General features: G+C 35.3%; 24 protein-coding genes and 2 pseudogenes. 4 read left to right on the top strand and 22 right to left on the bottom strand.

Annotation, left to right across the window (positions count from 1 at the left end):
- Window positions 1-28 precede the first annotated feature (28 nt).
- The 7 genes from ASU03_RS08840 to ASU03_RS08810 all read right to left on the bottom strand — a co-directional run bounded on the left by ASU03_RS08840 (window position 29) and on the right by ASU03_RS08810 (window position 5,152).
- Window positions 29-892 carry an alpha/beta hydrolase gene (locus tag ASU03_RS08840; RefSeq protein ID WP_057831497.1) on the bottom strand — a complete coding sequence of 288 codons (864 nt, stop codon included), beginning with the start codon at window positions 890-892 and terminating at the stop codon, window positions 29-31.
- A 136-nt stretch (window positions 893-1,028) separates the two neighbouring features.
- Entirely contained in the window at window positions 1,029-1,427 is a 399-nt protein-coding gene (locus ASU03_RS08835; RefSeq protein ID WP_057831496.1) for a hypothetical protein, read from the bottom strand.
- A 767-nt stretch (window positions 1,428-2,194) separates the two neighbouring features.
- Window positions 2,195-2,548 (bottom strand): gamma-glutamylcyclotransferase family protein, encoded by a 354-nt coding sequence (locus ASU03_RS08830; protein ID WP_082627224.1) that lies wholly within the window; start codon window positions 2,546-2,548, stop codon window positions 2,195-2,197.
- Window positions 2,549-2,830: 282 nt separating this feature from the next.
- On the bottom strand, window positions 2,831-3,385 hold the full coding sequence (locus tag ASU03_RS08825) for an AAA family ATPase (RefSeq protein WP_057831494.1): 555 nt from the start codon (window positions 3,383-3,385) through the stop codon (window positions 2,831-2,833).
- Between the two features lie 137 nt (window positions 3,386-3,522).
- Window positions 3,523-4,035 carry an IS3 family transposase gene (locus tag ASU03_RS08820; protein WP_057831493.1) on the bottom strand — a complete coding sequence of 171 codons (513 nt, stop codon included), beginning with the start codon at window positions 4,033-4,035 and terminating at the stop codon, window positions 3,523-3,525.
- A gap of 54 nt (window positions 4,036-4,089) precedes the next feature.
- Window positions 4,090-4,569: a DoxX family protein gene (locus ASU03_RS08815; RefSeq protein ID WP_057831492.1), complete on the bottom strand. Its 480-nt coding sequence runs from the start codon at window positions 4,567-4,569 to the stop codon at window positions 4,090-4,092.
- 136 nt (window positions 4,570-4,705) lie between these two features.
- Entirely contained in the window at window positions 4,706-5,152 is a 447-nt protein-coding gene (locus ASU03_RS08810) for a DUF1772 domain-containing protein (RefSeq protein WP_057831491.1), read from the bottom strand.
- 346 nt (window positions 5,153-5,498) lie between these two features.
- Between ASU03_RS08810 and ASU03_RS08805 the strand changes: the two are divergent.
- Window positions 5,499-6,451: pseudogene (locus tag ASU03_RS08805) on the top strand (IS110 family transposase).
- 133 nt (window positions 6,452-6,584) lie between these two features.
- On the opposite strand, the gene ASU03_RS08800 reads toward ASU03_RS08805, so the two are convergent.
- Window positions 6,585-7,118, bottom strand: coding sequence for a hypothetical protein (locus ASU03_RS08800; protein WP_057831490.1), 534 nt, complete (start codon window positions 7,116-7,118; stop codon window positions 6,585-6,587).
- Between the two features lie 66 nt (window positions 7,119-7,184).
- On the opposite strand from ASU03_RS08800, the pseudogene ASU03_RS08795 reads away from it, so the two are divergent.
- Window positions 7,185-7,379 (top strand): annotated as a pseudogene (locus tag ASU03_RS08795) (IS110 family transposase); the annotation flags it as partial.
- 29 nt (window positions 7,380-7,408) lie between these two features.
- Here the strand turns inward: ASU03_RS08795 and ASU03_RS08790 are convergent.
- Complete coding sequence (locus tag ASU03_RS08790) at window positions 7,409-7,864, bottom strand: DUF2306 domain-containing protein (protein ID WP_057831489.1); 456 nt, start codon at window positions 7,862-7,864, stop codon at window positions 7,409-7,411.
- Window positions 7,865-8,032: 168 nt separating this feature from the next.
- On the opposite strand from ASU03_RS08790, the gene ASU03_RS08785 reads away from it, so the two are divergent.
- Both ASU03_RS08785 and ASU03_RS08780 read left to right on the top strand, forming a co-directional pair.
- Window positions 8,033-8,281: a type II toxin-antitoxin system Phd/YefM family antitoxin gene (locus ASU03_RS08785; RefSeq protein ID WP_057180920.1), complete on the top strand. Its 249-nt coding sequence runs from the start codon at window positions 8,033-8,035 to the stop codon at window positions 8,279-8,281.
- Complete coding sequence (locus tag ASU03_RS08780; protein WP_057831488.1) at window positions 8,271-8,558, top strand: type II toxin-antitoxin system RelE family toxin; 288 nt, start codon at window positions 8,271-8,273, stop codon at window positions 8,556-8,558. The genes ASU03_RS08785 and ASU03_RS08780 overlap by 11 nt, the downstream gene beginning before the upstream one ends.
- 97 nt (window positions 8,559-8,655) lie before the next feature.
- Here ASU03_RS08780 and ASU03_RS08775 read toward each other — a convergent pair whose 3' ends face one another.
- The 13 genes from ASU03_RS08775 to ASU03_RS08720 form a co-directional block, all read right to left on the bottom strand.
- The gene (locus ASU03_RS08775; protein ID WP_057831487.1) at window positions 8,656-8,961 is read right to left on the bottom strand and encodes a hypothetical protein; all 306 of its coding nucleotides are present in this window, start codon (window positions 8,959-8,961) and stop codon (window positions 8,656-8,658) included.
- Window positions 8,962-9,085: 124 nt separating this feature from the next.
- Window positions 9,086-9,691, bottom strand: a complete 606-nt coding sequence (locus tag ASU03_RS08770) for a porin family protein (RefSeq protein WP_057831486.1) — start codon at window positions 9,689-9,691, stop codon at window positions 9,086-9,088.
- A 373-nt stretch (window positions 9,692-10,064) separates the two neighbouring features.
- Window positions 10,065-10,454, bottom strand: coding sequence for a DUF3224 domain-containing protein (locus ASU03_RS08765; RefSeq protein ID WP_057831635.1), 390 nt, complete (start codon window positions 10,452-10,454; stop codon window positions 10,065-10,067).
- 286 nt (window positions 10,455-10,740) lie between these two features.
- On the bottom strand, window positions 10,741-10,911 hold the full coding sequence (locus ASU03_RS20695) for a hypothetical protein (protein WP_157465870.1): 171 nt from the start codon (window positions 10,909-10,911) through the stop codon (window positions 10,741-10,743).
- A gap of 75 nt (window positions 10,912-10,986) precedes the next feature.
- Window positions 10,987-11,664: a hypothetical protein gene (locus ASU03_RS08760; protein ID WP_157465869.1), complete on the bottom strand. Its 678-nt coding sequence runs from the start codon at window positions 11,662-11,664 to the stop codon at window positions 10,987-10,989.
- A 109-nt stretch (window positions 11,665-11,773) separates the two neighbouring features.
- Window positions 11,774-12,091, bottom strand: a complete 318-nt coding sequence (locus ASU03_RS08755) for a DUF2834 domain-containing protein (protein ID WP_057831484.1) — start codon at window positions 12,089-12,091, stop codon at window positions 11,774-11,776.
- A gap of 129 nt (window positions 12,092-12,220) precedes the next feature.
- Entirely contained in the window at window positions 12,221-12,757 is a 537-nt protein-coding gene (locus ASU03_RS08750) for a hypothetical protein (protein ID WP_057831483.1), read from the bottom strand.
- 116 nt (window positions 12,758-12,873) lie between these two features.
- Window positions 12,874-13,272 carry a hypothetical protein gene (locus ASU03_RS08745; protein WP_057831482.1) on the bottom strand — a complete coding sequence of 133 codons (399 nt, stop codon included), beginning with the start codon at window positions 13,270-13,272 and terminating at the stop codon, window positions 12,874-12,876.
- A gap of 275 nt (window positions 13,273-13,547) precedes the next feature.
- Window positions 13,548-15,458, bottom strand: coding sequence for a hypothetical protein (locus tag ASU03_RS08740; protein ID WP_057831481.1), 1,911 nt, complete (start codon window positions 15,456-15,458; stop codon window positions 13,548-13,550).
- The gene (locus ASU03_RS08735; protein WP_231731544.1) at window positions 15,451-15,945 is read right to left on the bottom strand and encodes an ABC-three component system middle component 5; all 495 of its coding nucleotides are present in this window, start codon (window positions 15,943-15,945) and stop codon (window positions 15,451-15,453) included. The genes ASU03_RS08740 and ASU03_RS08735 overlap by 8 nt, the downstream gene beginning before the upstream one ends.
- Window positions 15,945-16,544 (bottom strand): ABC-three component system protein, encoded by a 600-nt coding sequence (locus ASU03_RS08730; RefSeq protein WP_057831480.1) that lies wholly within the window; start codon window positions 16,542-16,544, stop codon window positions 15,945-15,947. The genes ASU03_RS08735 and ASU03_RS08730 overlap by 1 nt, the downstream gene beginning before the upstream one ends.
- The gene (locus tag ASU03_RS08725; RefSeq protein WP_057831479.1) at window positions 16,544-16,900 is read right to left on the bottom strand and encodes a hypothetical protein; all 357 of its coding nucleotides are present in this window, start codon (window positions 16,898-16,900) and stop codon (window positions 16,544-16,546) included. Before ASU03_RS08725 ends, ASU03_RS08730 begins: the two co-directional genes overlap by 1 nt.
- Before the next feature lie 167 nt (window positions 16,901-17,067).
- Window positions 17,068-17,985, bottom strand: a complete 918-nt coding sequence (locus tag ASU03_RS08720) for a hypothetical protein (RefSeq protein ID WP_057831478.1) — start codon at window positions 17,983-17,985, stop codon at window positions 17,068-17,070.
- Window positions 17,986-18,248: the final 263 nt, after the last annotated feature.

Here is an 18,248-nt window from a genome sequence, read left to right as displayed (position 1 = left end):
ACTGTATTTTGTCCGTTTGAAGGTATTGTTAGCCGTTTTTACAACAAACCAAGTTATTAATAAAATCCTGATATGCTTTTATTGCCTTATCTTTTTTCATGGTTTGTGCATGCTCTGTATCCGGAATGATAGCTAATACTTTAACCGAGCTTGGAGATATGTCGTAAAGTTCTTTTGAGTTTGCCACTGGAGTAGTTGAATCATCTTCGCCAATTAAAAAAAGTAATGGTTTATTGTATTCTTTAATGAAATCAACATTATTTATTTCTGCTAATTCAGGTGATAAATTAATTGAATAAAATAGTTTTGACCAAGTTGGCATTAAATTATCAACTAACTGTGGAACTGTACTGATCGCACCATCAAGAATTAATGCATCTATATCTTTATTATTTGCAACATAACTTGCAATCAAAGATCCCATCGATAATCCATGGATAGTTGTAGGTAAATTCTCAGGGAACTCTATTTTAGAAAAATCAAAAATTCGTAATGCATCTGTTCGTAAATTATTAAGAGATAACTTATCTTTTTTATCACTTACACCCATCCCTCGATAATCAAACCAAATCACATTTGCAGGTAACAACGAAAATTTATTTAATATTTTCGATGAAGTGCTAATTTTCATACCATTGGCACTGAAAAAAACAATATTCACCAAAGCGTCTTTATTTATTAATTTAATCCCTCTAAGGGTAATACCATCTTCAGCTTTTAAACTCACATCTGACACAACAGCAGATATATTAGCTTCAGCTAGTTCAGTTTGAATTTTAGTGATATTGAGTTGCTTTTCAGGTTCATCATCTTGGTATACAAATGATTCAGTTGTATAGTTTGCAGAACACCCTGAAAGTAATAAAATAAATAAGATTGTGATTGTTTTCATATCGAACGACACTCCTTGTTAATTTATCGGCTAACGCCATTTTAAGCGGCCATTTATAGTTGGCTAAAATGTGTGAGGTACGAACAACAGCCAACTGTAAATTGTCCGACTTGAAAATACTTATAGGCTTTTACTCTTATTTTCTAGGTTTAAGTAAACGCCAATGTATCCAAAATAAAAGCATACTAATCACAATCACAATTACTGAGCGAATAATTGACTGAGAGTTAGTCCTAACCTCTGCCTTAAATGCCTGCGCGTAACTATCGAGCCTATTCTTTGTCAAAGTGTCTTCTGGTATTAGTTCTGGCTTCTGCATATCCCCCTGTTTTCCAAACGGATTTACTGTCATTGGTGATACCGCTATAAATTTTTCATTTGATTGATGCCGTTGGTAAGTCCATGAATCGATCGTTGTTTCAGGAGATAACACACCAATCAAACTATACATTCCTATACCCAACCAAATAGAGAAGCAAACTACCGACACAAAACAAACCAATAGAGCGTATATTTCAATTACTGTTTTTTTCATGATACTTGCAACTCCTTTTGAAAACCCTTGTGTACGCCCAGCATGGGCATGAACTAATGAGGTGAAAGTCCTCTGTAGGAAGATCACTGTTTATTTAACTTATTGTTATTAAACGCTAACTACTAGCGAATGGCAAGGGCTTATCCGCGAGGATTGGTCTGAAGGAAGCCGCTAGCAAATTTGCGAGCTGATGAAAAAAAATATCATATGAGGCGTAGGCTAGAGGTGAGTTGGCACAAGACGACGAAACCAGGTGATCTAATGGCCACCGTAAATGATGCAGCAGTGCAAAGAAAGTGCATGTTCCTTTTCTATTAATAAAGAGGGGGGAGATCTGTTTAACAAGCGATCGGAAAGCAACCAGTAAGGCTCTGGTTAATAAGTGCCTTGGCTTTTCAGCGTCATCGACTGAAAGGAGCGAACCAGATGAAAACCGATAGCGCATGACTGGGCAACTAGGCATGTGATTAAATAGAAGTCAGCAGACGCCACTTCTTTGTTAGAAAATAGCGCCTAATGCCCTCTATCTTGCGTAATGGTTGGGACATGGTGAAGGCCTGAACCTGAAGGTCAGTGAGGAGTCTATGCAATTCAATATTCCATGCCCGACCAGGATTTAGGGATAGTGGCGTTGATAATATAGCAACCAGCACTGGAATAAGTGGGAGCTAATCGGCCAATTTATTCTAAACATCTTTGGGAACCGCCCTGTGCAGAGCCGCATGCAGGGTGGTGTGGGGGCTGAAGGATAGCCTCCGGCTACCCGATTATGTGTTTATTGCTTGAGACTTAGCACAAACATAAGCCCATGCTTTTTGACCTGAAGAAAAATCACCTTCTACTCGGATGTATTCTTCTACTTCATATTCGTCAGCTTGGCTTAACTCTAATGATGTGATTTCAAAAACTGTACCTTCCACTATATCCGTATCTTTACCCGTATACTTTAGAATGGGATGGATATCTGTACCACTTGTTTTTATTACAGCTAAATCGTTAATTTTAACTTCGCAAAGAACATAACCAATTAATGAATCTTTTATCCCACTTAACTCACGCCCAAATGTTTCTTTTTGAACTGATTCCATTTGTAACGTACCGTATGAAAATAACTTCTCCAACTTAATACCTCTATGATTTATTAGTGAATCTGACTAAACACATAACGAGCTTGTAGAATTACTCGTTTGTTATTAATTATCCCCTAAAAGCGGGGTGGCAAATGCATTACCTATATCGAGTTAATCGTCTACAGTTCGATATAGGAGTACAAAAATTTAGTAGTTTTGACTGAATTAGTTATTCTACAGCCTAACGCCCAAATAATGGGCAAAGTTCAGTTGGTTAAAATAGGCGACGCAGGAGTAAAAACCAACTGTTTTTTGTCCTGATTAATTTGCTTGTTAGTTTGTATTAGTTCTCAACCAGTTACCAATTAAACTTGTGCATGCCTCAACAGAAATGACATCCCTAATTGATAGGTTACAATTGTCACGGACTTGATTTACAGCCTCAATATAAATATCCCTAAAGTGATCATCGTAATTTGCCAAGTACCTAGAAATTGAATTTAATGAATCTGGCGTTGGGTTATCCGTATTTCTTTGGATCACCCGAGATAGGCATATTTCCATAGGTTGATCTAACAAAACCACATAATCTATTAATGAAGAAATTGAATAACGCTCCCTTCCAAAGGGCTCTTCTAGAAAAATATACTTGCTATCGTTACTTCTAATCAGTTTGCCAAGAACACTAGCCAATTCAGGAGTTTTAATCTCTGATACGTTTGCCCCATTTTCATACCACTCTTTCATATTGGCTGGATATGTGTGGTTTACGACAAAGTCATCAAAGTGCAAATTAGGGCATTTAAATTCATCAGACAATTTCTTAACTAGTGTAGTTTTTCCGCAACCAGAAGCACCACTTATAGCTATAACTTTCACTTGACTCATTTATTACACCAATGCCTGATTTGCAAACTAACGCCGCAATAAGCGGTGAGTAATAGTTTGTTATAATGTGGAACGAAGCGGAACGTAACCAACTGTTTTTTGTTGATCTTCCCCCGATAAAACGGACACATTGTTTTTCACGCTGCTATTGCTTCATATTCTATCGGGGAGCAATAATTTATACCAGAATGCATCCTCGTCGCATTGTAGTATTTGTTAATATAACTGCCAAGTGTTCCTCGTAACTGTGCATCAGTTTTATAAACATTACCACGAATAACTTCCGTCTTCATCGAATGGAAAAATGACTCCATATGAGCATTGTCAGTGCACTTTCCTGCGCGACTTAAGCTATGCACTATCCCGCTTCGTTTCAATGCTTTTTGATAGACTTGACCACGATATTCAACACCTCGATCAGTAAGTTGTTTTTTTGCTTTCGATTGCCCAGCTACTTTTTTACGTTTATCCGCCACAATAATTCCTTCGCGATATTCTTTTCGCCATCGTGACAGCATGAACGGGTGAATGTCGAGCTTTAGTGCGACAGATTTGATTGTGACGCCAACAACGAAACTAAGTTGAACAGCGTTGACTTTGAAGTCGTTTGAATACTTCCAAGTTCGTCTTGGATTGTTGTACTTTGGCATTGAACACCTCATCTTTAGTTAGATTTTGGTGTCCGTTAAAGCGGGGGAAGATCATCAGTCCTTGTTTATTTTCTTGTTATGTTCTTTTACGCATAGAAAATACGCCCATGCGATCAATATGATTTGCAATGGTGCTCGTATTAATAAATATATCGCTCCCCATTGATGCCCACCAAGCCCAACACTATTTAAAGCAGCGTATATATTAGCAGGGAAGAAAAGCACAAAAATAAGAATCCCAAATTTTGCAGCTATGGTTTGAAGCTTAGGTATGAAAAGTGCGATGCCAACTAATAATTCGATAGCACCAGTTAAATATATCAATGTAACTTTGAAGGGTACCCACGGAGGAAGCATTTCAACCATTCCATCCGTTTTTACAATATGACCGATAAAGAAAAATATAAATGCTAGACCTAAACCCCAACTAGCATATTTATTAATATCAACAGGCACATTTCTGAATTTTGCATAAAAAAAGGCCAGAGCTAGCGGAGAAGATAAAATTAAAAGAATAATCATTGGAGTTACCATGATTCCATCCTAAGAACATAACGCCCACTTAAGCGGACAAAAATAGTTGGTCAAAATGTGAATCAAAGCGGAACCTAACCAACTGTTTTTGTTCCTTTTGAAGTGCTTGTTAGGCTTGCAGTTTATAAACTCATAGTTATAAAATCAATAAAGATATAAAAAATGCCACTAACCCTAAAGATACTCTTACCCAATGCCATTTAGACCATCTCTCTAGTTCTTCCGATACACCGTCAACGCCCACAGAACCAGTTTTAAAACTTTCATTCGCGCCCTTAAAATAAATGATATATATAAATAACATTACCAAAGTAATTATCGCGGGTACAATCGAAAGATTGAAAAAGGCAGATCCAAAAACTACAGAAGTTATTGCGGCTAGGACTGGTAGCACTGTAGCTAGAATTGTTAATGGGGCAAAATATCCATATAACCTAGGCCCAAGGGAACCATGAAGATTCAAGAACTCCTCTGGATCCATTGCGCGCCAATAAGGCAGTAAAATCAGCGCTTCAGTAAGTAAACTACCTACTAGTAATCCTAAAACAAAAGAAGAAGCCAACTGAAAGAGTTCAATAATCATTTAATATGTACTCCGGCGTAATGAAAGCCTAACGCCCTGTTAACAGGCAAATAATAGTTGGTTAAAATAGTCGACGCAGGAGAAAAAAACAACTGTTATTTGTCCTGATTAATTTGCTTGTATGGATAATACATCCATCTTTATTATTCTTTTTAAACCAGTTTAGGTAAAGTGAGGCCCAAGCTTTAGCAGCAACTAAAGCCTTTTTATACGGTAGTTCGATTGATTGCAGGCTCCTCTATTGAGAGACCGATAACAAGATGGAACGCCGTATAAAACTCCAAGCACTAAACTCGGATAGTCAACTGGGACTCGAGCCCGAATAGCAAGGCAGAGTCAGCTTATTATGAATAGCATAAATAATCAAAATGAAATTAACGTCGGTGTTGATACCGGTAAAACTCAACTCGACATTTACATACGCCCTCTAGGTATTTATTTCGTTGTTAGTGACGATGAAAGTGGCATTAAAGAAGCCATTACTGAAATCAAAAAACACAAGGTGACGCGTGTCGTCATTGAAGCAACAGGACGACTTGAGCAAGCCTTTATTATCGCCTGTGCAAAAGAAAAACTACCTTTTGTCATTGCGAATCCAGCTCATGTCAAAAAGTTCGCTGGTGCTATTGGTCAATTAGCCAAAACGGATAAACTAGATGCCAAGTTAATTGCCCATTACAGTGAAGCGATAAAACCAAAATTATCAACGCTAAAGCCGGCTACGTTAAGATTAATGAGTGATTTAATGTCAAGACGTTGTCAGCTTATGGGCATGCGAACCATGGAGAAAAATCGTCTTCAAATTATGCCAAAAGAAATCACTAGCAGTATTAACCCGATACTTACGGTGATAAATAATCAACTGATTAAAATAGATAAAAAGCTACAAAAATTAATTGAAAGTTGTGATGAATATAAAATTAAAAATGACATTATCCAAAGTATTCCAGGTGTCGGTAATGTGGTCGCGTTTAGTCTATAAGTAACATGCCAGAGCTCGGTTATATCACTAATAAAGAAGCATCTGCGTTAGTGGGTGTTGCGCCAATTAATCGTGAAAGTGGCAGCTATGAAGGTAAGCGAATGATACGTGGCGGACGCCATCAAATACGCACAGCCATGTTCATGTCCATGATGTCAGCCATGCAATGTAACCTTGTATTTAAGGCGACTTATCAGCGTTTAGTCGCCGCAGGAAAACCAAAGAAAGTAGCGATAATTTCCTGTGTAAGAAAGATGATTGTGATCTTAAATTCGATGGTAAGAGATGGTGTCTATTGGGATCCTAAAATGAGTTAGAAATTAATAATTGACACCATAGTCACTTGTTAGGGTTACTTTTACTCTGTAAGGTGACACAAGCAACCTTGATCATATTATTGAATTACCATTTAAGCATTAAAACCTAACACTCCGTTATTAGCCAAACAATTTAATTATTTGGGGGGCAACTAAAGTCATTGTGCGGGTATGAAAAATCTCCAGTACACATTTTAAAAACAGTAGAATTAAAAACAGTAGAAAGCTCTTTCCCATTGTATTCTTTTAAATGTAAAATCATACCTTCGGGTTCCTGTATAGCATCTCGGATTTCATATTTACTATTACCATTAATGTCACTCACTTGATCTATATTTTGGCATGTAGGTGGTGGGTTTCCATCACATTCACAGTAAGCCCAAGTTAGATTTAGCTCAGTATCTACGAGGACACTTTTAAAGTTACCATTTGTAATAGTACGTTTATATTTCTGTCCATAAACAAAATCGCTCCCCATACTTGGGAAACTATTAACATTAGCCGACACACTGAAACATTGCTCAATTAAGAAATTATTGCCACCTAGAGGCCATTTTTTTGTAACTGACTTATATTGGGGCTCAAATTTTTCGGAGTTAATCTCTTTGTAAAATTCTTTTAAGTTGGGATCGTAGCTAGAATGAACGGCAATTTTATCTGAATACAATTTTATGCCTTCAGATAGATAATCAACATTCTCTGCTGAAAATTCACTTATTACTGCCTCACTAGAAAAATTAGAACAGCCATGTACATGGCAATGATGTCCGCAATCCAATGTAACCCAACATTTAAGGCGATGTATCAGCGGCCAGTCGCCGCTGGAAAACCAAAGAAAGTAGCGATAATCGCGTGTATTAGAAAGCTAGTTATCACGCTCAATTCGATGGTGAGAGATGGTGTCTACTGGGATCCTAAAATGAATTAAATATTAGGGTTTGACACCATAGTCACTTGTTATACGCCGCCGATAGTACGTAACTTCTTACCTTGCTTTTCGATGACATAAACTGAAATGCCAAAAACAAACGCTATTGCAATAAATGCGGATTCGTTAGGGAGAAAGCCAAAGCTTAACGGAATTCTTGCAACTGCAGCTGCTACAACGCCTACATAAGCATATGTCATAAAATAAAAATGGTTAATAAGCCAATTTTCATTTGGTTTTTTAGCCGCATAATAATAGCCCAAAAGTACCCAAACTAAGTTCCATAACGCGAGGGGCTGAAAAATGGTAAAACCATATTTAGGCAAAAAAGCGAATGCTGTAATATTTACTAATACCATACTTGCTATAAATAATTTGCCCAACTGAGTATGAAAAATGTCACCTTTTTTACGGGACATAATAATAGCCCCACTTATGATAGCTGTGACAGCAAGAGTAACGTGAATTATTGTGATGATATCCATATCCTATCCTTAGGTTTATAACGCTGCAATAAGAGGAAAATTGTAGTTGGCTAAAATAGTGAGGCACGAACAAAAGCCAACTATAATTTGTCCGTTTAATTGCCTTGTTAAGTTTCGTCGTTTATACTTAGCCTTAATTAAAGACCACTCTAACGTACTGGTGAAAGCATGACAACTAGAATATTAACTGAAGCTGCGGCAAGTATTAGTGAACTTAAAGCAAATCCAATGAAGGTTGCACTTAGTGCTCACGGCGAAGCAATTGCAGTACTTAATAGAAACGAACCTGCATTTTATTGTATACCAGCAGAGACTTATGAGTTTATGATGGACTATATTGAAGATTTAGAGCTACTTGCCATTGTTGAGCAGCGTAAAAGTGAAGCTAGTGTAAAGGTTAGTTTAAATGACCTATGAGTTGGAGTTTAAAAAGTCTGCACTTAAGGAATGGAAAAAACTAGGTGCAACAGTTCAATTACAGTTCAAGAAAAAACTTGCAAACATTTTAGAAGATCCTCATATAGAAAGTGCCAAGCTCTCAGGTGGCAATAAATTATACAAAATCAAACTTAGACAGGTCGGTTATAGACTAGTTTACGAGGTAAGCGATACAGTAATTACTGTCACCGTAATTTCTGTTGACAAGCGTGATAGAGGAAAAGTATACAAAGCCGCGATGGAGCGCCTCAATTAGAGAAACTTAACGCTAAGTTAAGCGGCAAATTACTGTTGGCTATAATTGTGAACGTAGTGAGCGCGGCCAACTGTTGCGTGTCACGTTGAATTGCTTGTTATGTGTTTTTACTCTGCTTTTTTATTATTTCAAGTAATAGGTCAATCCTACGGTTGGTATCTCTATTTTGACCATAAATAATAAGACAAAACATAAATCCCATTGCAGTAAATGTTGAAAATGTTGAAAATGAGTTTATTTCAATTGAAAAAATAATAGGAATCAACATAATCAAAAAAAATGTCACAACTATATATATAATACCTAAATCACTTGGCTTAAGTTTATTAAATTCATCTATATTTTTTTGATTTATACTTATTTGATCAAATTCTAGTTTTGCTTTTATTGATTCATCATCCATTGATTACGTCCCCCCCGAGAAACACATAACGCTTTGCTAAGCGGAAAATAATGGTTGGCTATAATCGCGAAGCGATGGCCAACTGTTATTTTTCCGTTTAAGCAACTTGTTATATTTAAATACATTAAAAAGAGTAGTTAACACCAAGATTCATACTTTTCCACTTGGCTGAACTCCCAGAACCGATTGTTAACCCTGGTAAAATTTGATAATCAATGAACAAAGTAACAGTTTCTGTTATTTGATAATTTAAACCAACTCCATAAGTAAAACCACTTTCCGAGAGTTTAATTATATATGGATAAGTAGTTGTAGTATTTCCTTCTAAATCTGTATGAGAACTTCTTGTAGTTATTTCATATTTGCTTTTAGTTACACCGGCTAAGGCATATATACCAAATAAGTTAAAAAGAGGGTAAGACGCTCTTATAAATAATGAAGCCTGTTTATCTATATCTTCTTTGTACTCAGCATCCGATGATCCATTTACATAAAATTGGCTAGAATAACCTGATATCCCCGTATTATATCTCGTTTCTAACGCGAAATATTTATTGTATTGATAACCGCCAACGACTCCTACTGTTTTAAACTTTCTATCAGGTAGAGAAGTAACTTCCTGTGCACTGTACTGTGCGCCTAAATACCAATTACTTTCATCTTCTGCATGTACTGAAAATCCAAATGTTAATGCTAGAGTAGTAAATGCTAAAGATAGTGTTTTTTTCATTTTTAAAATCCCTTTATATTAATATGCTTTCTTATTGTGAATATTATGATTACCAAAATTGATCGTTAAACAACTTTTAAAGCAGCAATATATATTATTAAGATGAACATATGCTGAACGCTGATTAAATATAACGAGCTTGTAGAATAACTCGTTCATTGTAAATTACCCCCCTAAAATCGGGGTACTAAATGCATCACCTATATCGAGTTAATCTTCTACAGTACGATACAGAAGCACAAAAATTTAGTTGTTTTGGCTGAATTAGTTATTCTACAGCCTCAACGCCTTGCTAAGCGGAAAATAATGGTTGGCTATAATCGCGAAGCGATGGCCAACTGTTATTTTTCCGTTTAAGCAATTTGTTAGGCTTTTATAGCTCATACTCGAACGTGTAATAATGCTGACCGTCTTCAATATTGATATTCATTTTACCCTTAAGGTTTTCTAATTCTCCAATACCTGAATCAGGAACGACCTCTAAGGTTAAGTTTTGCTCGCCATTCGACATAGTTCCGAAATGCTGTAGAGCAAAACTACCTTTTTTACCACTTAGCTCACCTGTAACCAATTCAATTGCTACATACCCAGCTGAACCAGCAGTTGGGGTAAGCGCGTTAAGCATTTCCCCTTTACTTGTAGCAGACAACTCACCTAAAAAGGTTTTGTCGATAGACATACGCCCTAGTTTAATACCACCAATGGAATCAGCATATAGTTCCATTGGTTTCATTTCTAACTCAAATTTCCCTGATATCTTCATAAATACTCTATTTTGAATGCCAAGACTTAAGAAAAGCCTAACGAGCTTGTAGAATAACTCGTTCATTGTAAATTACCCCCTAAAATCGGGGTACTAAATGCATCACCTATATCGAGTTAATCTTCTACAGTACGATACAGAAGCACAAAAATTTAGTTGTTTTGGCTGAATTAGTTATTCTACAGCCTCAACGCCGTTTTAAGCGGCAAATTGCAGTTGGCTAAAATAAGTGAGGCACGAACAAAAAGCCAACTGTAATTTGTCCGTCTTGAAAACCCTTGTATATTTACTCTTGCTCAACGGTTTTTGTTTTTAAATTAAGTGCCATAAAAATACAGATTGAACCAGAAATAATAGCTACAAGCGCACCAATATTGAATTGTTGATCGTTACGAAATGATAAGACTAAAAATAATAGACCAAAAAGTGTAGTGCCAATACCTAGACCACAGAGCAAACCTTTACCTGCGACATTGATTAAATTTATGTGAACCTCCTTGTAAATTGTCCGTCTTGAAAATACTTGTTAGTTTTACATTGCAAATACACTGTTTATGTTTTGCCCTTGCTTCAATTTTTCTAGGTTTTCATAGAGCTTAGACTTATTAACATCGCTCGCTAGAATCCTTGCGGCTTGATAATGCTTAATTTCCGTATGATTAAAAGTTTGGTTTTTTACCGAGTTAACCTCATTTTTGGTTAAATCTATATTCTCCAATAAATATGGTTTTCTGAAATCAACTAATGTAGCTAACCCTTCCATAAACCAAGTTGGGACGTTTAATAAATAATTTAACCACCCAACCCTATGATGAACTTCTGCATGCATATATTCATGAGCAATCACATCAATATTTTGACCTTCAGGGCCCAAGACAATACATTGACCAAGCACGCTTAAATGTGTGACTCCATATAGGTTAGAACCAAAGCTTACTGCTTCGTTTTCAGTTACAGTAATGATTACCTTAGGAGAGGACGTCATATTTCCAAATGTGTTATTTATTCGAGACTTTGCCAAGTTGATATTAGAAAGTAACTCATCACTTTTGAGACTATTAATTGAAGGACTAAAAAATATGTTCGACTCTATTTCTAAATACCCTGAAGGTGTAATGAGCTGGCATTCTATTATATGCCTTTGGCTGATTCCGCCCATTAAAATAATGAAAGAAACCCCCGTGATTAATGCTAACTTTAATTTGTGCACAAAACGTCCTTGTAAAACTAACGCCCAAATAATGGGCAAATGATAGTTGGTTAAAATAGGCGACGCAGGAGCAAAAACCAACTGTTATTTGTCCTGATTAATTTGCTTGTTATGTAACGTTATTCGCGTGTTTTTCATTGGCATACAAATATGCTGGTAACGCACACGATAACCCAACGGTACAACTTAATATAAAGAATAGAAGAGGCCTGGGAGCTGTTGGGTTTTTAGAGCGTTGGAAAATAAAAAACCAAAACGCGACAGTTGCTAATAATACATCTGCTGTAAACCCACTTGCAGCTTTACTACCAAATAATTCCATTATAAATAAAGAAAAGTTTAACCCTTCAACTTGTATAAATTGAAAATAGAAAATGTACGGAATGATTGCACCAACGATTGCTAAAAATAGATAAATCCGTTTCATTAAAACTCCATAGATGATTAAGTTACCAACGCCCGTTTAACGGGAAAAAAATAGTTGGTTATAATTTGCGACGAAGGAGCAAAACCAACTGTTTTTTGTCCCTGTTGAAACGCTTGTTAGCACTACAAATTACTCCTTTGCGTTAGAAGCGTATTTATAACTTTTTCCGAAGTGCTTAATCAGTTTGTCGAGAAGCTTTAAATTCAGCTCGTTACCAAAATGCTCACTTTTACCTATTGCGACTTTATTTCTATGAGAGATAAGCACATCTTTTTTACCTTCAAAAAAACCTATTGAGGCTAAAACATAATCATTCCACCTTAAAAGAGTTTTATTAGGTTTTTCACTGTCAGCTAATGACAATCTACCATTTTCAGCTGCTTTTTTATTATCGCCTGATAATGCTCTAAGCTGAGCAACATGCCATCGAATAGTTAAACCTTTTGAATTATGCTTATCGATATACAATTCTACGAGATCAGCAGCTTCTTTGTAACAGCCTTTATTTCCTAAGGCTCTAAATCCGCTATTTTCAGTTTGGTCAAATTCATCATGACTAAGATTTATGTCATTTTTTAGATGTTTTTGATATTCAGATTCGCAATCTATTCCATAACTAGAAACAGAAAACAAAATTGATAATGTAATGATGGTAATTTTGAGCACGGAATTCTCCTTGTAGTGCTAACGCCCAATTAACGGGCTAAAAATTGTGGGCTAAAATGGAGCGGAGCGAACAGCCCACTGTTTTTAGTCCTGTTGAATTGCTTGTTATACATCTACTATAAGATACCACCGAAAAAACTTAATACAGTACCTATTACTACAAAAGTGGATGCAGCCAACCTTGCTCTTGTGTGTTTTCTATGGCTGTCTCTAATTTGTTCGAGGAGAGCTAGTTCGAGTTCTATATTATTTTTATTAGCCTCTTTTGCTGCATCTTCCAAGATCTCTAAACTCTGCCCTATATCAATACTTCCATGTTCATTCTCTAAGATGTAACCTCGATCTTTCGGAATTACTTCTAATTCTTTAATCTGTTGATTTAACTTTCCAATATGAATTGTTACATTTTGGAGTTGTACTTTCATTTTGTCACTAAACATATCGATTAAAAAAATCACTATACCGAACAATGATAGTGAATAGCCTACGAAAATAAATGTTTCGGCATCAAACATAGCCAAGCCTCCTTGATGTATAACGAGCTTGTAGAATAACTCGTTCCTTGTAAATCACCCCTAAAATTGGGGTACTAAATGCATTACCTATATCGAGTTAATCTTCTACTGTGCGATACAGAAGCACAAAAAACTAGTTGTTTTGGCTGAATTAGTTATTCTACAGCCTCAACGCCGTTTTAAGCGGCAAATTGCAGTTGGCTAAAATAAGTGAGGCACGAACAAAAAGCCAACTGTAATTTGTCCGACTTGAAAACCATTGTTATGTGCCTATTTTAAATGTTAATTACATTGCCAACATAGTAAGGGCCAACACCATATTCATCATTATTTAAATCATCTAAAGCCATTGACGTACAAAGTATTATTTGAAAATCTTCTTTACCTTTAAACATTTCGACTATAGAACGTTGAAAATTATGACTTCTAAAAGCTTTCATTCCACCATTCTCAATGGCATCTAGCATCAAAAATCTTGGTAGCCTGTAAAGAGGATCCGACAATGATTCTAGTAAAGCGGCAAGATAGAAGGCATTCTTTTTTATATAGTTAGAGCTCCCAGAAAATTTAACTCTTCCATCTATTAATGTTCTATCTTTTGCAAAATCTATTTCAATATCGTTACTTTCTGATGCACCGAAAACTTCTTCATAAGACTCGCCATTATCACGTAAATCAGAATGAAGAATTGGCAACATGTTTTCACAGATCCCCAAATTAACTTTATCTCTTCTATTTTTGCTAGATGATGCTGCGGTGGCTATTTTTTCACGGAGAGCTGTAATTGCATTATTTAAATCGGACTTTCTAGATTTATATTTATCCAAGTCCATTATTATATTAACCTGCTTCTCAAGATTTTTAGTTTCTGACTCCAAATACCCAATTTTTCTAGATCTTTCAATTAGAGACTGAGTTTCTATATCGACTATTTTTGAAATCGATAGCAACTCACTTTGTGAATTATTTAGGTGTGATTCAGCAATTATAACAGCGGATTTAAGACCTTCTAAATGATCTTTGTAATCACTTAAAACTTTCGCATTACTTTTAAGTTGGAAATCAAGCTCAGTCAAAATTTGCATGTAATTATTTGAATGATGAGATTCTTTATTTGGAGTATTGCATAAATGGCAAGCATCTTCGTTAACCGAGTTAATCTCTTCTAAACAACAAGGGCAGTGAGTATATTTCATTGTTCCGATGCTGTCATAAGCAGCCTTTGATTCAAGTAATGACTTTTTTCTAAACTCTAGAGAATCGCCAAATAATTCACAGTCAACAATTTCACCACTGGTTGCTTGTGCATCTAGATTTAAAGACTGAAGCTGGCGATTAAACAAGTCCACTTTTCTCTCTAAATCTTTGTAATTAGATACATTATTGACGTCAATTTCAGAAGTTACTTTTAATTCCACTTCCTTATTCTGTAGTAACACAATATCTTCTGAATTTTTTGTTATTTGTGCATTTAAAATATCAAGAGTTAAACCTGAATCGGTTCCTAGCACTCTATACATAGCACTCAAATCAGAAGAAATTTTATCAAACTCTCTCTCTGCCAATAAAAGTTGCTGTCTTAGCTTATGAGTATCAAGATTATCCAAGCCTAATAAAAACTCTGCAATTGCGGTACGTATACCTTCGCTATCACCACGATTATTATCTTCTGCACGGAATATTTTTGTTGATCCGGTTTCTTGGTCTACATATAGAAACCTTAGTATTTGATGCATAGTCAAATTAGCATAATCATCAGACTTATGGTTATCCCAGCCCAATAAATCAAAAAACTGCTGTGAAAAAGATGCTCTTTCACCAGACTCACTTCTTCTTGGGCCGAATTTTTTCCAGCCAAGATTATCTATACTCGTAACCTCATATACGCCATTTTGAATTCGTGTAGGTGGAATTTTCCCCTTTTCAATATCTCTCTTAATCGTAAAGGAATTGCCATTTATATTAATTTGGCAATATATTTCATCGCAAAGATCTGCTGGATATAGCCATTGATTGTCTTTAATTTCACCGCCTAGAACATAAAATAAAAGTTCTAGTATTGTTGTTTTTCCTACAGAGTGATCCCCGCGAATTACATTTATCCCTTTATGAAATTTTTCATCATAAACACTTCCACCCGACTTTATTATTACCAGACGTTCTACAAAGAAATTAGATTTAATCATACTTATATTCCATTAATCCGCTTCTGGCCTTAAGACCATTATTGCCATCTAATTTGACCTTCGGTAAACACGCTACAAGGATTTTAAAAATATCACTCTTTGTAAATTTATCGTTTTTAAAGACCTGAATTAGTTCTTTTGGCATATTTTGTTTTTCAAGACTAATAATATTATTCTCAACATTAATTAGTGATCTTTGTCGTAAAGACAAAATAGCCGTTTCTTGTGTTGGACTCATTTCAAAGAATAAGTTGCTAGGGTTGGGGGTTAACTCAAATGGATCCTTTATACTTTTAATTTTTTTTGCTTGATAGTTAAGTGGTTTCGGGAATACTTCCATTCGCTTTAATAAGTGAGGATAGACATAATAAAAATTTATAATTTTTAGCATGTCACAATGTACTTTATTATCACCTATAGAATTTAAGATATTCAATATCCGATAAGAGCAATGATTTACATCATAAGCTGGATGGTAAATTATCATTATACCCACTCCACATGGCATTTTTCTGTTAGGAAGTACAACATCCCTTCAATTAGTTCGCTTGTGATATAACCCCCAGCCAAACTAACTTCTTGATTTAAAGGTTCGACAATAACGGAGTTGATTACAGTTTTAATAGTTAAGTCATCTACACCATCTTTAATCAAAGGGGCTATATGAGCGCGAAACCTTGTTACAATTAGACTTAATACATGGTTAAAAATGATTTGGTATGACTTTATATGCTGAAATCTTAAAATCATTTTTGAAGCTTTCTGGCTAGATATTAAGGCTTCATCAAAAAAAATAGCTTTATTTGCTTTACTTAATTTCTTCTCTAATCCAATGACTTCCCTTGACTTGTTATCAGTTACTTTACTTTGAAGCTCTTCAAGAACATAAAGATAAATGGGACTTTCTTCTTTTAGTTTTTCATGTTCATTTATTAATGCCTTAAGAGATTCCGCGCCTACAGAAATATTATACGAGGGTAGTTTAATAATCGTATTACCGATATTTAAATCCCTACCAATCTCGTTATTTGTAATTTCATTGTCAGTAATGTTTTTGTAAACATTATTAAGATCTTGTGAACTCATTATTTACTACCGATATTAAGAGAACCTTTTACTTTGTTTTTTGAAATTTTATTATCTAGGATAGAGTCATCTATACTGCCGATTGACAAATCCTTGCCTACTTCATTTTCGCAAACTTCATTTTTTTCAATCTTCTTTTCTGTTCTTTCAACTTTATTCTTTGGATTACTATTACGTATCCATAACCAACCCATAATCACACAAAATAGAAAGATGATAATGAGAAGTGTAAAATTTAAATAGGCATTCGTTTTGAAAATTTCAGAATTATCTAAATAGCTCTTAATCAATTCAACAAAAACCCATGCTGCAATAGCTGATGGACCAGCTATTTTTAAGGCACTTTTCCAGTCCATAACTCATTCCCCTTAAAATAGTTAAACTTACCTTGAAATACTATACTTTCAGAATTGACTTGGCATACCAACGCCCAAATAACGGGCTAAGTAATGCTTGCTAAAATGTTAAACGAAGTGGAACCGAGCAAGCGTTACGTGTCCCTGTTGATTTTATTGAAATGTGCCTAATCTAATAAGTGATTATACTTTTCTGGAAGTAAACTAAATTCCCCCCACCCAAGTCCTTGGAAGCATAAGCCAGAACCATTTATTTCAACAGTACCGTAAACAATTAATATACGCCCAACAGAGTCATCTGTGATGCCATGTGCTCTTTGATCTTTGTCTTGAGATTTTAAGCAAAAGTCACCAGCAACATCTGTATGTAAAAACGTCATTCTGATATTAGTTGGTCTTTTATGTTCACCTAAATGCTTAGTACTAATTATGCGACCATAATAAAACCTTGGTTTGTCATTTTCTTCAGATATGGATTTTACATCTTTAAGTAAATCAATTAGCCTAACTGCATTGTTTTTACCTGGTAAATAAAAATATTTATAAAGGTTTTCATCAAAGCTTCGGCACAAACCCGCAACAGTTTTAATTTTACTTGGTAACGAGAAGCTCTCACCATTGTGACGACCAATAGCAACTTCCGTAGTTGGTCCATCAATATCCTCAACGGGTGTTTCATCATATATTGCTGGTTTGTCTTCTTTAGATTCCGGCTTTGCTTTTAAGAAGCTACTTATGATAACTAAATTTTCATCATCAATTGCTTTTTTAGCTTCTTCCCAATTTTCATACCTTTTCCCTTCGGGTTTTATAGATTTCAGATCACATTTAACATCTTTATATTTTTGTACGTGAGCAAAATAAGCCTCTCTCCCATTCGTAAAGTGATCTTTTTCTTTTGGGATTCTATTTAAGTTTGTAAAACAGGCTGGACAAAAAAGAGTTCCATCCATTTCAGCTGCATATTCCGAAGGGATTATTTTTTTAGCATTAGATTTTAAATGGGAGCGTTCACCATTTTCATAATTCCAATTATCTAATTGGTATGAAAATTTAATTCTTCGATTTGATTCGTTAGCACTCATAATTAACTCCTTTTAATGATTATTCAACTGGACTATAAAACTACGCTAGGCACATAACGCCACATTAAGCGGCAATTTACAGTTAGTTATACTTGAGCGAAGCGAACAACCAACTGTAAATTGTCCGTTTGAATGCCTTGTATGGATAATACATCCATCTTTATTATTCTTTTTAAACCAGTTTAGGTAAAGTGAGGCCCAAGCTTTAGCAGCAACTAAAGCCTTTTTATACGGTAGTTCGATTGATTGCAGGCTCCTCTATT

This window comes from Colwellia sp. TT2012 (genome assembly GCF_001440345.1).
GTDB lineage: Bacteria > Pseudomonadota > Gammaproteobacteria > Enterobacterales > Alteromonadaceae > Colwellia.
Note: the sequence above shows the minus strand (reverse complement) of the source record. Positions and strands in the feature narration are given on the sequence as shown.